Source organism: Streptomyces sp. NPDC002324 (assembly GCF_053593335.1).
In genome coordinates this window covers 38,038-54,870 of sequence record NZ_JBSFCF010000044.1, presented here as the reverse complement: position 1 = coordinate 54,870, position 16,833 = coordinate 38,038, and the positions used below count along the sequence as shown (strand labels likewise).

Sequence of the window (16,833 nt, the reverse complement as noted above, 5' to 3'; positions counted from 1 at the left end):
GCCATGAAAAATACGGTCATCAACACCGCCCGGCTGTTCGGAGCGGGCCTGCGCGCCCTCCTCGTCCTGACCCTGGTGACGGGCGTCGTCTACCCGCTCGTCGTCACCGGCTTCGCCCAGGCGCTGTTCAGTGACAAGGCGAACGGCTCGGAGATCAAGGACGACACAGGCCAGGTCGTCGGCTCATCGCTGATCGGGCAGTCGTACAACCTGCCGCTGGACAAGGGCCAGGAGACCCCGGAGCCCGACCTGAAGTGGTTCCAGGGGCGCCCCCAGAACGGTCTGGGCACCAACAGCGTCAACACCCAGTACAAACTGATCCTGTCCGGCGCGACGAACCGTTCCGGTGACAACGCCGACCTGATCAAGTGGGTCAAGGACGCCAAGGCGGCGGTCATCAAGGACAACTCGACCACGGACTACAAGGTCGAGGCGTCCGACGTGCCCGCCGACGCGGTCACCTCTTCGGGCTCCGGCCTGGACCCGGACATCTCCCCGGAGTACGCCGGCATCCAGGTCCACCGGATCGCCGAGCAGAACGGTCTGTCCGTCGCCCAGGTCCAGAGACTCGTGGATGAGCACACCGACGGCCGGATCCTGGGCTTCATGGGCGAGCCGACGGTCAACGTCCTGGAACTCAACATCGCGCTCAAGGAACTCGTGGCCAGGAGCTGATGGCCTTACGCGCAGCACGCGGGAGTTGGCGGGCCCGGAGGTATTCCCGATCCGTCAACTCCCGCGGCCCTGACTTGGGTTCCGCATCCTCTGGCTCTCCGTGCAACAGGAAAGGCGCACACCGATGACCCGGGTACTGGTCGTGGAGGACGACCCCCAGCTCGTACGGGCGCTCGTGATCAACATGCAGGCACGGCAGTACGGCGTCGACGCGGCCCCCGACGGCGCCACCGCGCTCCGGCTCGCAGCCGCCCGCCAGCCCGATGTGGTCCTCCTCGATCTGGGGCTGCCGGACATGGACGGCACGGACGTCATCAAGGCCCTGCGCGGCTGGACAAAGGTGCCGATCCTGGTGCTGTCCGCCCGCCGGGCCTCCGACGAGAAGATCGCCGCGCTCGACGCGGGCGCCGACGACTACATCACCAAGCCGTTCAGCATGGACGAACTCCTGGCCCGGCTGCGCGCTGCCGTCCGCCGCACGGAGGCCGTGCCGCTCACTCCTGAGACGACGCTGGTCACCACGGAGGACTTCACCATCGATCTGCTGGCCAAGAAGGCCATCCGTGCCGGCCGCGATGTGCGCCTCACTCCCACCGAGTGGCATCTGCTGGAGATCCTGGTCTGCAACCCCGGCCGGCTCATCACGCAGAAGCGCCTGCTGCAGGAGGTGTGGGGTGCTTCCCAGAGCAACAAAACCAACTATCTGCGCGTGTACATGGCCCAGCTGCGGCGCAAGCTGGAGGCGGACCCGGCCCACCCCCGCTACCTGATCACCGAACCGGGCATGGGCTACCGCTTCGAGAGCTGACCCGCTCCCGGCCGTTCTGACCGCATACGACGTAGAGGCGAGGCCATGGCACGCGGCAAGTTCCGGATATACCTCGGCGCGGCACCGGGCGTCGGCAAGACGTACGCGATGCTGTCCGAGGCGCACCGCCGTGTCGAGCGGGGCACCGACTGCGTGGTCGCCTTCCTGGAACACCACAACCGGCCCCGCACCGAGGTCATGCTCCACGGCCTGGAGCAGATACCCCGCAGGGACCTGGAATACCGGGGGAGCGTCTTCACCGAGATGGACGTCGACGCGGTCCTGGCCCGGCACCCCCAGGTGGCTCTCGTCGACGAACTCGCCCACACCAACATCCCCGGCTCCCGCAACGCCAAGCGCTGGCAGGACGTCGAGGAACTGCTCGCGGCCGGCATCGACGTCATATCGACCGTCAACATCCAGCATCTGGAGTCACTCGGGGACACCGTCGAGTCGATCACCGGGGTGCGGCAGCAGGAGACCGTCCCCGACGAGGTCGTCCGGCGCGCCGACCAGATCGAGCTGGTCGACATGTCGCCGCAGGCCCTGCGCCGACGGATGGCGCACGGCAACATCTACAAGGCCGACAAGGTCGACGCGGCCCTGTCCAACTACTTCCGCCCGGGCAATCTGACCGCGCTGCGGGAGCTGGCGCTGCTCTGGGTGGCCGACCGGGTCGACGCGTATCTGACCGAGTACCGCAGCGAACACCGGGTGTCGAAGATCTGGGGCTCGCGCGAGCGGATCGTGGTCGGTCTGACCGGCGGACCCGAGGGCAGCACGCTGATCCGCCGGGCCGCCCGGCTCGCCGAGAAGGGCGCCGGCGGCGAGGTGCTGGCCGTCTACATCGCCCGCAGCGACGGACTGACCAACGCCTCGCCCAAGGAGCTGGCCGTCCAGCGCACCCTGGTGGAGGACCTGGGCGGCACCTTCCACCACGTCATCGGCGACGACGTCTCCTCGGCTCTGCTGGACTTCGCGCGGGGGGTCAACGCCACCCAGATAGTCCTCGGCGTCTCGCGGCGCAGAGGATGGCAGTACGTCTTCGGGCCCGGTGTCGGCGCCACGGTCGCCCGGGAGTCGGGCCCCGACCTCGACGTCCACCTGATCACCCACGACGAGGCCGGCAAGGGCCGCGGGCTGCCGGTCGCGCGAGGTGCCCGGCTCGGCCGTCCGCGGATCATTTCGGGCTGGCTGGCCGGGATGGCCGGCCCTGCGCTGCTGACGCTGCTGCTGGCCAACGTCGACGCCGACCTCGGTCTCGCCAACGACATGCTGCTGTTCCTGACACTGACCGTGGCAGCGGCCCTGCTCGGCGGCCTGCTCCCGGCGCTGGCCTCGGCGGCCTTCGGGTCGTTTCTGCTGAACTACTACTTCACCCCGCCCCTGCACCGCCTCACCATCGCCGACCCCAAGAACATCGTCGCCCTCGTGGTCTTCTTCGCCGTGGCGGTATCGGTGGCCTCCGTGGTGGACCTGGCCGCCCGGCGTACGCATCAGGCGGCCCGGCTGCGCGCCGAGTCCGAGATCCTCTCCTTCCTGGCGGGCAGCGTGCTGCGCGGCGAGACCAGCCTTCAGGCCCTGCTGGAGCGGATGCGGGAGACCTTCGGCATGCAGTCGGTCGCCCTGCTGGAGCGGGAAAGCGACGTGACCCCGTGGACCTGCGCGGGCAGCGTGGGCCCACAGCCCTGCCAGCACCCCGAGGACGCGGACGTGGACATGCCGGTCGGCGACCACATGGCCCTCGCACTGTCCGGCAGAGTGCTGCCCGCCTCAGACCGCCGGATCCTCGCCGCGTTCGCCGCCCAGGCCGCCGTGGTCCTGGACCGCCAGCGCCTGCAGTTGGAGGCCGACCAGGCCAAGGAACTCGCCGAGGGCAACCGCATCCGCACCGCCCTGCTCGCCGCCGTCAGCCACGACCTGCGCACCCCGCTCGCCGGGATCAAAGCCGCCGTCTCCTCCCTGCGGTCGCACGACGTGGCCTGGTCCGAGGAAGACCAGGCCGAACTCCTCGAGGCCATCGAGGACGGCGCCGACCGCCTCGACCACCTGGTGGGCAACCTGCTTGACATGTCCCGGCTCCAGACCGGCACCGTTGCCCCGCTGATCCGCGAGATCGACGTCGACGAGGTGGTGCCCATGGCCCTGGGCGGCGTACCCGAGGACAGCGTGGACCTGGACATCCCGGAGACCTTGCCGATGGTCGCCGTCGACCCGGGCCTGCTGGAGCGGTCGGTGGCCAACCTGGTCGAGAACGCCGTCAAGTACAGCCCCGCCGGCGAGCGCGTCCTGGTGGCTGCCAGCGCCATGGCCGACCGGGTGGAGGTGCGGGTGGTGGACCGTGGCCCGGGCGTCCCGGACGAGGCCAAGGACCGTATCTTCGAGCCGTTCCAGCGCTACGGCGACGCCCCGCGCGGCGCCGGCGTCGGCCTCGGCCTCGCGGTCGCCCGCGGCTTCGCCGAAGCCATGGGCGGCACCCTCAACGCCGAGGACACCCCCGGCGGCGGCCTCACCATGGTCCTCACCGTCCCGGCCGCGTCCGACCGCAGACCGCTCCCCTCCGGCCTTCCGGCGACCGCCACCTCCTAGCGAATCCAACATCCGCCATCCCGCCATGTACAGGCCAGTACGGCGTTGGAGCCGCTCAGAGCTATCGTCCCCGAGTGCAAGCGGATACGGCCCGACTTCACGCGTGGTCGGCGGGAAGGCGCTCCACCCCGTCATCGGAGGCCGGTCGGCACGCCGGCATGCTGCAGGTGGCCGGCTCCCTGGTCACCGACCAGGCCCGCGCCTACCGAGTACGGGCAAAACGCCACGATCCTGTACCTGCTTCTCGTCGTCCACCCCGTGTGCGACACCTTCCGGCGGCAGATGAGCAACCAGCTCACCGTCCGGGAGTCTCGCCACAACCTCGGCACGGCGGCACCTGCCGGCGCAGCGCCGCGGTCGCCTGTGCCTGGTGGCAGGGCGGCATCAACCGTTCTTGGCCGCCCAGCAGTCGCCGGTGTGCACGGGCGTTCACGTTGGTGCGGTGGAGGCCGTACTGGATCAGCCAGTCCGGCGGGGTCGATGTCGCGGAGCGCTGACGGCGAGCATGACTGTGGCCCTCACCGGCTGCGGCAGCCCGGGCGTCCAAGGTGTTTCTTCGCGTCATGTGGAGGTTCGGTCAGTTCCCCTCCTTGCACGCGATTCCACCACCGGTGGCTCATACGCGACTTGGTACTGGGTACCGGCGCCGGGAGGCCGCATACTCGGTGATCGTTGCGTTGCCGTCAGGGCGGTGGCTGTGGCGACCGTTTCGGTGGTCAGACAGGGAAGGTCATGGGGGATATGAGTGGTGCCGACCGGCCGATAATGCCGGAGGTTGTGGACAGTCCCGCGTTGCGGACACAGCCGACAGGCAAGGCGGCGCGGTGGCTGCTGCGGCATCAAGTGCAGCCTGTGGGGCCGGCGGCCGGTGAGAGTCATGCCGAGCCGCATTCCTGGTGGAAGGTGATGTGCCTGACCGGGGTCGACTACTTCTCCAGTCTGGCCTATGTGCCGGCGATCGCCGCTTTGGCCGCGGGGGCCGTGTCGCCTCTGGCGACGCTGCTGATTGTGGCGTTGACGTTGCTGGGGATGCTGCCGATGTACCGGAAGGTGGCCAGGGAGAGTCCGCACGGTGCGGGATCGGTCGCCATGCTGGAGGATCTGCTGCCGTTCTGGTGGGGCAAGCTGTTCGTTCTGGTCCTGCTCGGGTTCGTGGCCACCTCGTGGATCATCACGATCACACTGTCCACGGCGGACGCCTCCGTGCACGTGGTGGAGAACCCCTTCTTCCCCTCCGTACTCCACGGTCACGAGGTCGCCCTGACTGTGGGGCTGCTGCTGGTTCTGGGGGGTGTTTTCCTGCTCGGGTTCAGTGAGGCGGTCAGTGTCGCCATCCCGCTGGTCGCGGTGTTCCTGGTGCTCAACGCGGTGGTCATCGCTGTGGGCCTGGTCCAGGTGTTCACGACGGACGGCGCGCTGTCGGCCTGGAGCGACGCGCTCGTTGACGGCGGAGGGGGCTTCGGTGACCTTGCCGGTCCGGCGTTGCTTGCCTTCCCTCTGCTGGTGCTGGGCCTGTCGGGCTTCGAGACCGGTGTGAGCATGATGCCGCTCGTAGCGGCCGACGGTGCCGACGCCGAGCAGCGGCTGCGCTCAAGGATCCGCAACACCCGCCGGCTTCTGACCACGGCCGCTGTGATCATGAGCGTCTACCTGCTGGCCGCCAGCTTCGTGACCACCGTCCTGATTCCGGAGAAAGAGTTCGAGCCCGGCGGTGCCGCCAACGGCAGGGCGCTGGCATGGCTGGCCCACGAACACTTCGGTGAGGCGTTCGGCACCATCTACGACATCAGCACCATCCTCATCCTGTGGTTCGCCGGTGCTTCCGCCATGGCAGGGCTGATCAACATCGTTCCCCGCTACCTGCCCGGCTACGGCATGGCTCCCGAGTGGGGACGCGCGGTGCGCCCGGTGGTCATCGTCTACACGGCTCTATGCATCTTGATCACCATCGCCTTCGACGCCGACGTCGATGCCCAGGCCGGCGCCTACGCCACCGGGATCCTGGCGATGATGGTCTCCGGAGCTTTCGCCGTGACTGTCTTCGTCGCACGCAGCCGCCGGCGCGCGGCCACCGTCGGCTTCGCCCTGCTCACCGCGGTCCTGCTCTACGCCCTGGGCGCCAACATCATCGACAAGCCCGACGGCATCGCCATCTCCGGCTTCTTCATCCTGGGCATCATCATCGTGTCGCTCATCTCCCGCGTCGCCCGCACCACCGAACTGCGTGCCGACCGCCTCGTCTTCGACGAGGCCGCCCGCCGCTTCATCGCCGACACCCTCGCCCACGACGAATCCATCAACATCATCGCCAACCGCCGCGAGGCCGGCGACGAAGCCGAGTACAGCGCCAAGGAGCGCGAGCAACGCGGCACCAATCCGGTACCGGGCCTCGCTGACGTGCTCTTTTTGGAGATCGACGTGGTCGACCCGTCCGACTTCAGTGAAACCCTCACTGTCCACGGCGTCGAAGTCGACGGTTACCGCATCCTGCGCGCTGCGGCGCCGGCGGCCCCCAACGCCATCGCGGCCATCCTTCTCGCGCTGCGCGACGCCACCGGGGTGCGGCCGCACTGCTACTTCGCCTGGGCCGAGGGCAGCCCCCTGGTGCACATGATCCGTTACTTCCTCCTCGGCCGCGGTGACACCGCCCCGGTCACCCGCGAGATCATCCGCAGCAACGAACCCGACCCCGACCGCCGCCCCGGGATCCACGTCGGCGGCTGAGCCTGTCTCCTCCGCCTGATTACGGCGGACCGTCGACCGAAAGGGAACAGGCGTGAGGACGGATTCCGGCGACCCCTACCGCGGTCTCCGGCGCATCCAGTACGCCCTTTTCTTGCTCGTGGCCGCCCTGGGAACCGCCGGAGTCCTCACCGAATCGCTGTGGCTTCTGGGGCTCGCCGCCTGGGCTCTGATCGCGGCCGGTCTCATCGAGATGATCTACCGGCCCTGAAGTCTGGCCGCCCGGGCGAACGTCGGCACAGTCACGTCAAGGCAGCGAGGCGGCTTCCTTGGACAGGCGGCCCTTCGGCACAAGGAGTTGAGTCAGTGAGCTGGTCTTGTATGCGGGAGCTGGGGAGCTGACACCACTTGTCGCTCGGGGCGGGGAACACCCTGTTTCGCCGGGGGCGATGTCTGTGAGTCCCCACTCGACGACGCAGGTTCTCCCAGGCCCCGGGCTGACAGGTCGCAGACCGCGTCCGGCAGAGCAGTGCCGGACTCCCGGGGCCGCAGGGCTTTTACCAAGCCCGGCGCTGGCCCCTGGCACTGAAGCGCGGCCAGTGAAACACCGTCGCGTGTTTCACTCCTGAACTGCAGCGATGCCTCGGGAAGGGGATCCAGGCACCCGTGTCGCACCTCGCGTTGCAGGCGTGCCCAGGTTCAGACAGAGAGAACCGCCGACAGCACGAAGCCCCGGGCGATGACGCCCGGGGCCTCTCAGTGCACTTCGCTTGACCGCCCGGTTCAACGACCAACAGCGGCCGGCGTCACGCCCAGTTCACGCCCAGCTCCGTGAGCGCAGCTGTCCAGGAGCGGTCTTTCTCCGGTTGGTGGTGGGGGAGAGGCCGGGGCGGGCGCGGTGCTGGCGTGCGGGGTGGCGCCACCGGCCGGAGGCGTCGCGGGTGTGTGTGCTGCTTGTGCGGGTGGACGACCTGGTGGGCTTCGGTGAGGCCGGAGAGTGGTTGGCGGCCCTGCCCCGGCCGGTATCGGCATGAGGCTGTGGCTTCTTCCGGGGTTCTGGTGTGTGCCGCTTCCTGCTCGCACGCGGCTTAGGTGAGCGCGGGGGCTGTTACTCACTTTCGGGTGACGGCTCGCTCGGTGGCGGGGTGGCGTGGTGTGGCGGCTGCGGGGACTGGGTCAACTCCTGCACGGGGGCGGGGTCGTGCTGGGTCGTCAACGCCGAGGGTCAACGGCATACGTGGATGATGCAGTTGAGAGTCACAGAAATATGGGCAATAGGTAACATCATCCATGTTTTCGCCCCAACTCCTGCACGAGGTGGACAGGGTGTGTGTGGGCGGCCGGCCGGTCGCCACCCGCACACCGCACCGATTCCCACGGCGGCCGTGAAGGCCGCTTGCGGGGAGAGGCGCCCGCAACGATGAGGGGGACTTCTTGTCCGCTTCCGCTTCTGCCACCGCCCGTCGTCTGGCCGCCGCAGCCCTCGCGGCCGGCGCTCTGGTCTCGGTGGCGGCCATGCCGGCGTCCGCGGCCGGCCACGCCCGCCCGCACCACCCGAGGGTGGAGATCTCGGCCGTCCAGTACGACTCCCCGGGACGCGACGACCGCTCCAACCGTTCGCTGAACAAGGAGTGGGTGGAACTCACCAACACCACCCGCAGGGCGGTCAACCTCGACGGCTGGACCCTCCAGGACGCCTCCGGCCGCACCTACACCTTCGACCACTACCGCCTGGCCGGGCGCGCCACGGTCCGTATCCACACCGGTGAGGGCCGCGACACCCGCACCGACCTCTACCAGGACCGCCGCCACTACGTGTGGGACAACCGCTCCGACACCGCCACCCTGCGCAACGACCGCGGCCGCTTCGTCGACGACGAGTCCTGGGGCCGCGACCACCACCACAACCGCGGCGACGCCCGCCACTGACGCTGCCCACCGCGTGGACGGCTGACCATGCCACCCGTCCACGCACGTGAGACGGCGGCGCGCCCGGGCCATGGCGGCCCGGCGCGCCGCCGACGTGAGGTGTGACGACCCATGTGAGGCCGATTGGGCGCGGGCGGATGCTGGATGCATCCATCAACTGAAGTGCAAGAGCTGGGGGTTGCCTGTGCCGAGCGGCGTGGTGAAGTGGTTCGATCCCGGCCGGGGACTGGGTGTTATCGCCCAGGACGGCGGTGGTCCTGATGCGGTCGCCCACCGCTTGGCGGTTCATGGCGACGCGGACTGCATGCTGGTCGCGGGCAACCGGGTGCTCTTCGACGTCACCCTGGACGTCGCGGGAGTCCGGGCCGACAACATCCGACAGACTGGCGGACCGGGCTGTCCGCCGGTCGAGGGACTGGCAGGCGAGATGGCCGCGCGCCCGCAGGGCGGTTAGCCCGTCCACTGCAATGGTGCAAGAGGCTCCCCGCCCCGAGGGGTCTGGTCTGTCGCCGTGCCAGGCCCCTCGCGCTGCGTCCGGCTGAGCGTGGGTGCCGCGGCAAATGGGTGACGTGCCGACCGCTTGGCTCAAGTCGGTCGTTGAGCTGGCATGGAAGCCTTCGGCAACTGCCCGGACCCGGGTCCCGACGCCCGGCTCGCCAGCCATGAGGAGGACACCTGCGCGTGGTGCGTACAGCTGCGGGAGGCTGACGCCCGGGCCCGTCAGGTGCCGGTGGAGAGGAAACGTTCGCCCGCGCCCTGGATGGTTCCGCCGGGACTGCCCCCGCGTCCTGCACAGGTCGACGAATGAGGGCGGTGAGGACGGCGATGGTCGCTCTGGCTGCGGCCACGATCGTCGCTGCGACGGTGTCGGTAGTCCTGAGTGCGTGCTTCTGATTTCGGACACGATGCGTCAGCCATGCCAGACACTCGGCTGATTGCGGAATCTGCCGTTGTGCTGTGCTCCTCGTTCGTGGTTTGTGCTTGTGGCCTCTCGCGTCAGGTCAGGACGTGGGAGGCACGGCGCGGTTGAGAGGTTCCAGGTCTCCGTGCAGGGCGGCGTGGAGTGCGGCCGCGAGTTCTCGGGCCCGCTCTTCGCTCGACACGCTGTGCATCATGAAGTAGATCGGTCCTGCGTAGGCGTCCGCACCGACCTCGCGATGGTGGACCATGCGGATGATCGCGGCCCGGACCGCGTCGTTCACGGTGTCGTCGACAAAGTGTCCGGGGCCGGCAGTGAGCGTGTCCGCCTTCACGGTCCACCGCGGACCGTCGGATTCGATGGCGACGAACACGACGCGGTGCGCCATGGCCTGCCTGTATGCCTTGTGGAAAGCATTGGTGCCACTGGCGTCCGGGATGAGGTCGGCAGGGCAGGGAACCGGCAGCGGCTGCATGAGGAGATTGTGCAAGAGGCCAGGAACATTCACGTCCCCTGACACTCGAAGATCGCCTTGGTGCTGCGGTGGAAGGGGATCCGGAGGGGCGTTGACGCGGCCCCGACACCGGGCGGGATCGGGGCCGCGGACTGCACCGGCCTCGACGTGGGGCGTCCAAACCAGTGCACGCGTCGTCCCACCAACCGGGACGACGGCTACAAGGACACGGCCCGTGTCAGCATCCGTCCCGTTCTTCAGTCCTGCGGGATGACGCCTGTGGGACACGGCACGATGGCGGTCACTGTCTTGCCCGCCGAATCTGGTGCAGGCAGTACACGCACCTGGGCCCTTCGTCGATGCGGCCCATGCACCGCTGGCAGACACCGCGCTCGAGGACCGGCCGGCGGCCGTCCGCGCACCCCGGACACGTGATCACAGGCTGGCCGAAGCCGAAGCCGATCACCCACCCGGCACCCTCGGCAGCCTTGCGCGCCATCCGGGACACCTCGTCTGCGGAGCGTTTCTCACCATCGTTGCCCGCCCGCCGACCGCTGCCCTGCGACACGGCAGAGGTCCTAGGTCCAATGCCTGATCGAAAAGGTATCGCTACTGCTGTTAGCGTGCAACTGCATACCATTCGCAATAACGTCGGAGGACGTTGGACATGGCGGTTTACACGCTCCCGGAGCTTCCGTACGACTACACGGCGCTGGCGCCGGTGATCAGCCCCGAGATCATCGAGCTGCACCACGACAAGCACCACGCGGCGTACGTCAAGGGAGCCAACGACACGCTGGAGCAGCTCGCGGAGGCGCGCGACAAGGAGACCTGGGGCGCGATCAACGGCCTGGAGAAGAACCTGGCCTTCCATCTCTCCGGCCACATCCTGCACTCGATCTACTGGCAGAACATGACCGGAGACGGCGGCGGCGAGCCGCTGGAGAAGGACGGTGTGGGCGAGCTGGCGGACGTGATCGCCGAGTCCTTCGGCTCCTTCGCCGGCTTCAAGGCGCAGCTGACCAAGGCGGCGACGACGCAGGGATCCGGCTGGGGTGTGCTGGCGTACGAGCCGCTCAGCGGGCGGCTCATCGTCGAGCAGGTCTACGACCACCAGGGCAACGTCGGCCAGGGCTCGACCCCGATCCTCGTCTTCGACGCCTGGGAGCACGCCTTCTACCTCCAGTACAAGAACCAGAAGGTCGACTTCATCGACGCCATGTGGGCCGTCGTCAACTGGCAGGACGTGGCCAAGCGCTACGCCGCCGCCAAGGAGCGCGGCGACAGCCTGCTGCTCGCGCCGTGACGCCGTAGTGGCGTTCGCACAGACGGCCTGCTCGTGATCGTCTTCTCAACCTTCACCCGCAGGCGGCACAAAGGAGGGCTCCCGCAAGGACGTGACTTGTGGGAGCCCTTCCGTTGTCGGTGGAGTCCGGCCGGTGACGTCGTCCCAGTGGAGCGTGCGGTCGCACCAGCGGTTCAGGAGGAGCTGGTCGTGGCCCACGGCCAGCAGGGCGGCGCCGGTGGAGGCGCGGTAGTCCTCTACGGCCTTCACCAGTGCGGCGGTGGTGGACGCGTCCAGCATGGCGGTCATCTCGTCGCAGATCAGCCAGCGCGGGCGCAGGGCCATGGCCCGGGCGAGGCAGGCGCGTTGGAGCTGGCCGTCACTGACCTCGTGGGGGCGGCGGCCGAGGAGATCCGGCGTCAGGCCGACGGCCGTGGCCAGTTCGGCTACCCGTTCCGGTATCTCCTCGCGGCGGCCGATGGCGCGCAGAGGTTCGGCGATCAGTTCGGTGAGCCGCAGCCGGGGGTCGACGGAGAGCCTGGGCTGCTGGAAGACGACGCCGAAGGCGGTGCGGTGGGCGCGTGGGGCGCGGTGGCGCCAGCGTCGTACCGGTTCACCGTCGAGGAGAAGGTCGCCGGAGTCGGGGCGGTGCAGCAGGGCCGCGACCCGGGCGAGCGTGGACTTGCCGCAGCCACTGGGGCCGAGCAGGCCGACCGCCTCACCGGGCCCGACGGCGAGGGAGGCGCTTCGTACCACCGGGGACTTCCTGTCGTATCCGGCGGTGATGGCGCGCAGTTCCAGCGCGGCTGCTCTCTGGTCAAGCACGGATGTCCTCCTCCGGTCTGGCACAGACGTCCTCCGGCGCGCGCGGATGGTGGCAGGCCACCGTGCCGGTGATGGGTGGCAGATCGCCGCAGGCGTCGGTGACCCGCTCGCAGCGCGGGGCGAAGGCGCAGCCGTCGGGGAGGTCGCCGAGTTCGGGCGGCATGCCCCGGATGGGGGCGAAGTCGCGGTCGGGGAGGGCGCGCAGGAGACCGCGGCTGTAGGGGTGGCGGGGGCCGGGGGCGCCGAAGAAGACGTCCGCGTCGGTGAGTTCGACGATGCGACCCGCGTACATCACGGCAACTCGGTCGGCGATGCGTTCGGCGGCTGCCAGGTCGTGGGTGATCATCAGCAGGGCGCGTCCGCTCCCGGCGTCGACGTGACGCCGTAGCTCGTCCACGGTGTGCTCCACCAGGTCGCGGTCGAGCCCGGTGGTGGGCTCGTCGGCGAGCAGCAGGGGCGTGTCGCCGACGAGGGCGAGGGCGGTGGCGGCTCGCTGGGCGAGTCCGCCGGAGAGCTGGTGCGGGTGGCGGTCCAGATGGCCGAGGGGAAACGCGGCCCGTACGGCGGCCGACTCGGTCGCGGCCCGTACGGCGGCACGCCCGCGAAGCCCGGTCAACGCGCCAACAGCCTCCGCCAGTTGGGCCCTGACGGTCCGCACCGGCGTGAGATGTGCGGAGGGGCTCTGCGGGATGAGCCCGATCAGGCGGCCCCGTACGGTCCGGGCGAGGGTCCGCTCGTCGGCGGAGACCAGATCGAGGTCACTGAGACTCGCCCGGCCCGTGGCCTGGGCGTTGGCGGGAAGCAGACCGAGGAGGGCGGAGGCGAGGACGGACTTGCCGCAGCCGCTCTCGCCCACCAGGGCCAGGCACTCGCCCGCAGCCACGTCGAAGTGCGCGTCGGTGACGGCGGCGATCCGGCGTCCGCCCGGCATCAGGAAGCGCACCGACAGTCCGCGTACCGAGAGGACGGGAGGTCGCTCAGCGGGAGTCACAGCATCAGCTCCGATCGGCGGCGGGGGTTGATCCGCTCCCGCCAGACGCCGGCGAGACCGGCGATGGCGAGGGTCGGGATGATGATGAAGAGGCCGGGGAAGAGGGTCGGCCACCACTGACCGGCGAGCAGGGAGCCCCGGGCGCTCTGGATGAGCGTGCCGAGGCTGGCCGTGTGGGTGGGCAGGCCGAGTCCGAGGAAGGACAGGGCGGACTCGTGCCACATGGCGTGCGGCACCATCAGTACGGCGGCCAGCGCCGCCTGGGGCAGGACGGCGGGCAGTAGATGCCGTACCGCCACCCGCCACCTGGACGCACCCCCCGAGACGGCGGCGTCGATGTACGGCCGCGAGCGCAGGGAGAGCACCTCGGCGCGCACGATCCGCGCGGTCGACAGCCAGTGGGTGAGCGCGACCGAGACCACCACCGGCCAGACACCGGGCCGGAACATGGCCACGATGAAGATGCCCATCAGTAGATGGGGGACGGACGAGAACGTGTCGACCAGCCGCATGACGAGGCGGTCGACCCAGCCGCCCAGTGCCCCGGCGGTGGCCCCGACGGCCGTGCCGATCACGGTCGCCGTGAGGGCCGCCGCGACCCCGACCAGCAGGGAGACCCGCAGGCCGTAGACGCAGCGCAGGAGCAGGTCGCGCCCGAGGTCGTCGGTGCCGAAGGGGTGTGACCAGCTCGGTGGCAGCAGTTTCGCGGCCAGGTCGACGGCTTGCTGGTCGAGTCGCACGAGCGGCGGTACGAGGAGCACGGCGAGGAGGGTCGCGGTGACCAGCGCCGCCGATACGCACACGCGCACGGCCCGGGTGGAGCGGCGGTCGGTGCCGTAGGACCGCCAGGCCGTCTTGGCAGGGGAGGCGGTACGGGAGTCGGCGGGGGATTCACATGTCACTGAACTTCACCCTCGGGTCGAAGAGGCCGTAGAGCAGGTCCGCGAGGAGGTTCCCAACGAGTACGGCGGCGGTGGCCAGGGTGGTGAGGGCGGCGAGCAGCGGGAAGTCGATGGCGGTGGCCGCCTCCACCGTGGCCGCCGCGATGCCGGGCCAGCTGAAGACGGTCTCCACCAGCAGGGCGCCGGTGATGAGTTCGGGCACGCGGGAGCCGACCAGGGTGAGGACCGGCAGCAGTCCGGAGCGCAGGGCGTGGCCGAGCAGGACGGTGTGCTCGCTCAACCCCCTTGCCCGGGCCCCGCGTACGGGATCCTCGGCGAGCGCATCGCCGACACCCTGGCGAACGTAGAGGGCGAACCAGGGGAGTTGGGAGAGCGCGAGCACTCCGGCAGGCAGCACGAGATGGCTGACCACTTGGCCCGGGGTGACCCGCTCGCTGGCGGTGTCGGTGAGACCGCCCGCCGGGAGCACGCCCCACTGGAGGGCGAACAGCCAGATCACGAGCAGGGCGATCCAGAAGACGGGGGCCGCTTCCAGGGAGTAGGAGAGCGAGGTGACGGCCCGGTCCACCAGGGAGCCAGGGCGGCGGGCGGCGAGCACCCCGAGCACCGTGCCGGCCAGCACGGCCGCCACGAAGGCGACCGCGCACAACAGGCTGGACCAGACGAGGCGTTCGCCGATGACCTCGGCGACCGGCTGCCGCATCACGCTCGACTGCCCGAGGTCGCCGCCGAGCGCGGAGGTCAGCCAGTCCCACCACCGAGAGGTGAACGGCCGGTCCACGCCGAGGTTCTCACGCAGCCGCTCCAAGGTCTGCTTGTCGGCGCCGAGGGCGGCCGTGCCCGCGTAAGCCTTGACCGGGTCGAAAGGGGAGGCGGCGGCGACCGCGAAGACACCGAAGGTGACGACGAGGAGGACGGGGACGGCGAACAGGGCCCGCCGTCCCGCCAGTCGTGCCATCGCTCCCCAGGGGAGTCGGGTCACTTCTTCGGCTGCCAGGTCTCGAGGTTCCACCACGGGCCGCTGGCGAAGCCGTGCTCGTGAGGTTCCACCTGCGTGGTCAGACCGTTCCAGCGGTCGGCGAGTACGTAGACGTGGTCGATGTGGGTGAGGAAGGTGTAGCCGGGGTCCTTCACCAGCTCACGCTGGAGCGTGTCGTAGGCGGCCTCGCGTGTGGCCCGGTCCTGGCTGCGGCGGCCGGTGTCGAGCGCCTTGTCCACGGCCGTGTTGTCGTAGCGGCCCATGTTGTTGAAGCCGTCGCCGGCGAGGGAGGAGTGCAGCAGGGTGTAGAGGCCGAAGTCGGGGTCGCCGTTGCTGCCGAAGCCGGCGAGTACCGCGTCGTCCTTCATCCGCGGTTCGATGACCTCCCAGGTGGCGCTCTCCACCTTCACCTCGATACCGGCCTTCTTGGCGTCGGAGGCGTAGGCGAGGGCGTGGTCCTGGCGGACCTTGTCGCCCGAGGGGTAGAGGAGGGTGAAGGAGGCCCGCCGGCCGTCCTTGGCGCGGATGCCGCCGTCACCGGCCTTCCAGCCCGCCCGGTCCAGGATCCGCTCGGCCTTGGCGAGGTCCTGCTCGCGCTCGATTCCCTGGGCGAACCAGGGATCGTCGACCGGCAGCGGCCCGTACGCCGGCCGCCCGGCCCCGTCGAGGATCTTGTCGACCATGGCCTGCCGATCCACGGCGGCATCGAGGGCCTGCCGGACGGCACGGTCGCCGGTGACCTTGTTCTCCTGGGGAAGGGTGACGGTACGGAAGTCGTACGTCTTCGCGTCGTACGTCTTCCTCGCCTTGTCGCCCTTGAAGGTGGCGGCGAGGTTGGGCGGCAGGACCGCGCCGTCGAGGTCGCCGGAGCGCAGCCGGGTGGCGCGCACGTCGTCGTCCTCGATGACCGCCATGGTCACCTTCTTCACCTTCGGCGTGCCGCCCCAGTAGTTGGGGTTGGCCTTGAAGGTGAGCTTCTCGCCCTTGCTCCAGGAGGCGAGGAGGTAGGGGCCGGTACCGATGGGCTCGGTGTTGAAGGAGCCGGTGTTGGGGTCCTGTTTGCCGGCGATGTGCTCGGGGACGACGGGCAGGACCGTGCGGCCCGCGAACGGCGCATACGGGTACTTGAGGGTGAAGACGATCTTGTCGTCGCCGTCCGCACGCACCTCCTTGATGGCGTCCAGCTCGCTGCGGGCGGTGTTGTTCGTCTTCTCGTCGAGGATCGTCTCGTACGTGAAGACCACATCGGCTGAGGTCAGCGGCTCACCGTCACTGAACTCCACGCCGTCGCGCAGTGTGTAGGTGTAGGTGAGGCCGTCGCCCGCGACCTCTGGCAGCGCCTTGGCCAGGGCCGGTCTGAGCTTCAGGTCGGAGTCCTGGGCGAGCAGCCCGTCGAAGATCTTGGAGTTGCCGTCCTTGCCGTAGCCGAGCAGCGGACTGAGAGTGTCCGGCTCGGACCCCACCCCGATCACGACGGAGTCGGCCGAGGCGCTGCCGCCACCGGCGTCGCTGCCGGGGGCCGTGCAGGCGGCGACACCGCTGAGTATCGCCGCAGTGGCTGCGGCTGTCCGTATCCGTCGGACCGTCATGGACCTCACACCTCTATTGCTGGAGTAGCGCTGTTGCATATTAGTTGCAGGTAAGGGCTACCCGGGTCGTCCCAAGGTCAGTCAGGCCGTCATCGCGGTCTGGGGAAGGCACCCTCCTGCGGAGTCGCTCCACCGGATCACTGGCTGCATGAGTCGACTGGCCCTGCCGATGGCAATCCGTCGGTCGGGCCGCCGGTCGTCCGTCG

The 16,833-nt window shown here is 69.5% G+C and carries 14 protein-coding genes; 8 read left to right on the top strand and 6 right to left on the bottom strand.

What is annotated here, in order from left to right; translation table 11 throughout:
- Positions 1 to 3 precede the first annotated feature (3 nt).
- The 7 genes from ACWCRJ_RS37675 to ACWCRJ_RS37645 all read left to right on the top strand — a co-directional run bounded on the left by ACWCRJ_RS37675 (position 4) and on the right by ACWCRJ_RS37645 (position 9,137).
- A complete protein-coding gene (locus ACWCRJ_RS37675) occupies positions 4 to 675 on the top strand; it encodes a potassium-transporting ATPase subunit C (RefSeq protein WP_450943504.1) in 672 nt (223 codons plus the stop codon).
- A gap of 124 nt (positions 676 to 799) precedes the next feature.
- Positions 800 to 1,483 carry a response regulator gene (locus ACWCRJ_RS37670; protein ID WP_450943503.1) on the top strand — a complete coding sequence of 228 codons (684 nt, stop codon included), beginning with the start codon at positions 800 to 802 and terminating at the stop codon, positions 1,481 to 1,483.
- Positions 1,484 to 1,528: 45 nt separating this feature from the next.
- A complete protein-coding gene (locus ACWCRJ_RS37665; protein ID WP_450943502.1) occupies positions 1,529 to 4,072 on the top strand; it encodes an ATP-binding protein in 2,544 nt (847 codons plus the stop codon).
- Positions 4,073 to 4,837: 765 nt separating this feature from the next.
- Positions 4,838 to 6,796, top strand: coding sequence for an amino acid transporter (locus ACWCRJ_RS37660; protein ID WP_450943524.1), 1,959 nt, complete (start codon positions 4,838 to 4,840; stop codon positions 6,794 to 6,796).
- A 52-nt stretch (positions 6,797 to 6,848) separates the two neighbouring features.
- The gene (locus ACWCRJ_RS37655) at positions 6,849 to 7,025 is read left to right on the top strand and encodes a hypothetical protein (RefSeq protein ID WP_450943501.1); all 177 of its coding nucleotides are present in this window, start codon (positions 6,849 to 6,851) and stop codon (positions 7,023 to 7,025) included.
- Positions 7,026 to 8,188: 1,163 nt separating this feature from the next.
- Positions 8,189 to 8,683 carry a lamin tail domain-containing protein gene (locus ACWCRJ_RS37650; RefSeq protein ID WP_450943500.1) on the top strand — a complete coding sequence of 165 codons (495 nt, stop codon included), beginning with the start codon at positions 8,189 to 8,191 and terminating at the stop codon, positions 8,681 to 8,683.
- A gap of 184 nt (positions 8,684 to 8,867) precedes the next feature.
- Entirely contained in the window at positions 8,868 to 9,137 is a 270-nt protein-coding gene (locus tag ACWCRJ_RS37645; RefSeq protein ID WP_450943523.1) for a cold-shock protein, read from the top strand.
- A gap of 547 nt (positions 9,138 to 9,684) precedes the next feature.
- On the opposite strand, the gene ACWCRJ_RS37640 is transcribed toward ACWCRJ_RS37645, so the two are convergent.
- Positions 9,685 to 10,077, bottom strand: a complete 393-nt coding sequence (locus ACWCRJ_RS37640) for a hypothetical protein (RefSeq protein ID WP_450943499.1) — start codon at positions 10,075 to 10,077, stop codon at positions 9,685 to 9,687.
- A gap of 646 nt (positions 10,078 to 10,723) precedes the next feature.
- On the opposite strand from ACWCRJ_RS37640, the gene ACWCRJ_RS37635 reads away from it, so the two are divergent.
- Positions 10,724 to 11,362 carry a superoxide dismutase gene (locus ACWCRJ_RS37635; RefSeq protein WP_450943498.1) on the top strand — a complete coding sequence of 213 codons (639 nt, stop codon included), beginning with the start codon at positions 10,724 to 10,726 and terminating at the stop codon, positions 11,360 to 11,362.
- Between the two features lie 45 nt (positions 11,363 to 11,407).
- Here the strand turns inward: ACWCRJ_RS37635 and ACWCRJ_RS37630 are convergent, their stop codons facing one another.
- The 5 genes from ACWCRJ_RS37630 to ACWCRJ_RS37610 are packed head-to-tail and all read right to left on the bottom strand — an operon-like array spanning position 11,408 to position 16,627.
- Positions 11,408 to 12,166: an ABC transporter ATP-binding protein gene (locus ACWCRJ_RS37630; protein ID WP_450943497.1), complete on the bottom strand. Its 759-nt coding sequence runs from the start codon at positions 12,164 to 12,166 to the stop codon at positions 11,408 to 11,410.
- Positions 12,159 to 13,097, bottom strand: a complete 939-nt coding sequence (locus tag ACWCRJ_RS37625) for an ABC transporter ATP-binding protein (protein ID WP_450943522.1) — start codon at positions 13,095 to 13,097, stop codon at positions 12,159 to 12,161. Before ACWCRJ_RS37625 ends, ACWCRJ_RS37630 begins: the two co-directional genes overlap by 8 nt.
- Positions 13,098 to 13,153: 56 nt before the next feature.
- On the bottom strand, positions 13,154 to 14,059 hold the full coding sequence (locus ACWCRJ_RS37620) for an ABC transporter permease (RefSeq protein ID WP_450943496.1): 906 nt from the start codon (positions 14,057 to 14,059) through the stop codon (positions 13,154 to 13,156).
- The gene (locus tag ACWCRJ_RS37615; RefSeq protein WP_450943495.1) at positions 14,049 to 15,017 is read right to left on the bottom strand and encodes an ABC transporter permease; all 969 of its coding nucleotides are present in this window, start codon (positions 15,015 to 15,017) and stop codon (positions 14,049 to 14,051) included. Before ACWCRJ_RS37615 ends, ACWCRJ_RS37620 begins: the two co-directional genes overlap by 11 nt.
- Before the next feature lie 20 nt (positions 15,018 to 15,037).
- Complete coding sequence (locus ACWCRJ_RS37610) at positions 15,038 to 16,627, bottom strand: ABC transporter substrate-binding protein (RefSeq protein WP_450943494.1); 1,590 nt, start codon at positions 16,625 to 16,627, stop codon at positions 15,038 to 15,040.
- Positions 16,628 to 16,833: the final 206 nt, after the last annotated feature.

Bases quoted from the DNA above. Each gene is read 5' to 3' on its own strand.
- ACWCRJ_RS37675 (WP_450943504.1), top strand. From the start codon at position 4: ATGAAAAATACGGTCATCAACACCGCCCGGCTGTTCGGAGCGGGCCTG.
- ACWCRJ_RS37670 (WP_450943503.1), top strand. From the start codon at position 800: ATGACCCGGGTACTGGTCGTGGAGGACGACCCCCAGCTCGTACGGGCG.
- ACWCRJ_RS37665 (WP_450943502.1), top strand. From the start codon at position 1,529: ATGGCACGCGGCAAGTTCCGGATATACCTCGGCGCGGCACCGGGCGTC.
- ACWCRJ_RS37660 (WP_450943524.1), top strand. From the start codon at position 4,838: ATGCCGGAGGTTGTGGACAGTCCCGCGTTGCGGACACAGCCGACAGGC.
- ACWCRJ_RS37640 (WP_450943499.1), bottom strand. From the start codon at position 10,077: ATGCAGCCGCTGCCGGTTCCCTGCCCTGCCGACCTCATCCCGGACGCC.
- ACWCRJ_RS37635 (WP_450943498.1), top strand. From the start codon at position 10,724: ATGGCGGTTTACACGCTCCCGGAGCTTCCGTACGACTACACGGCGCTG.
- ACWCRJ_RS37625 (WP_450943522.1), bottom strand. From the start codon at position 13,097: ATGCCGGGCGGACGCCGGATCGCCGCCGTCACCGACGCGCACTTCGAC.
- ACWCRJ_RS37615 (WP_450943495.1), bottom strand. From the start codon at position 15,017: ATGGCACGACTGGCGGGACGGCGGGCCCTGTTCGCCGTCCCCGTCCTC.
- ACWCRJ_RS37610 (WP_450943494.1), bottom strand. From the start codon at position 16,627: ATGACGGTCCGACGGATACGGACAGCCGCAGCCACTGCGGCGATACTC.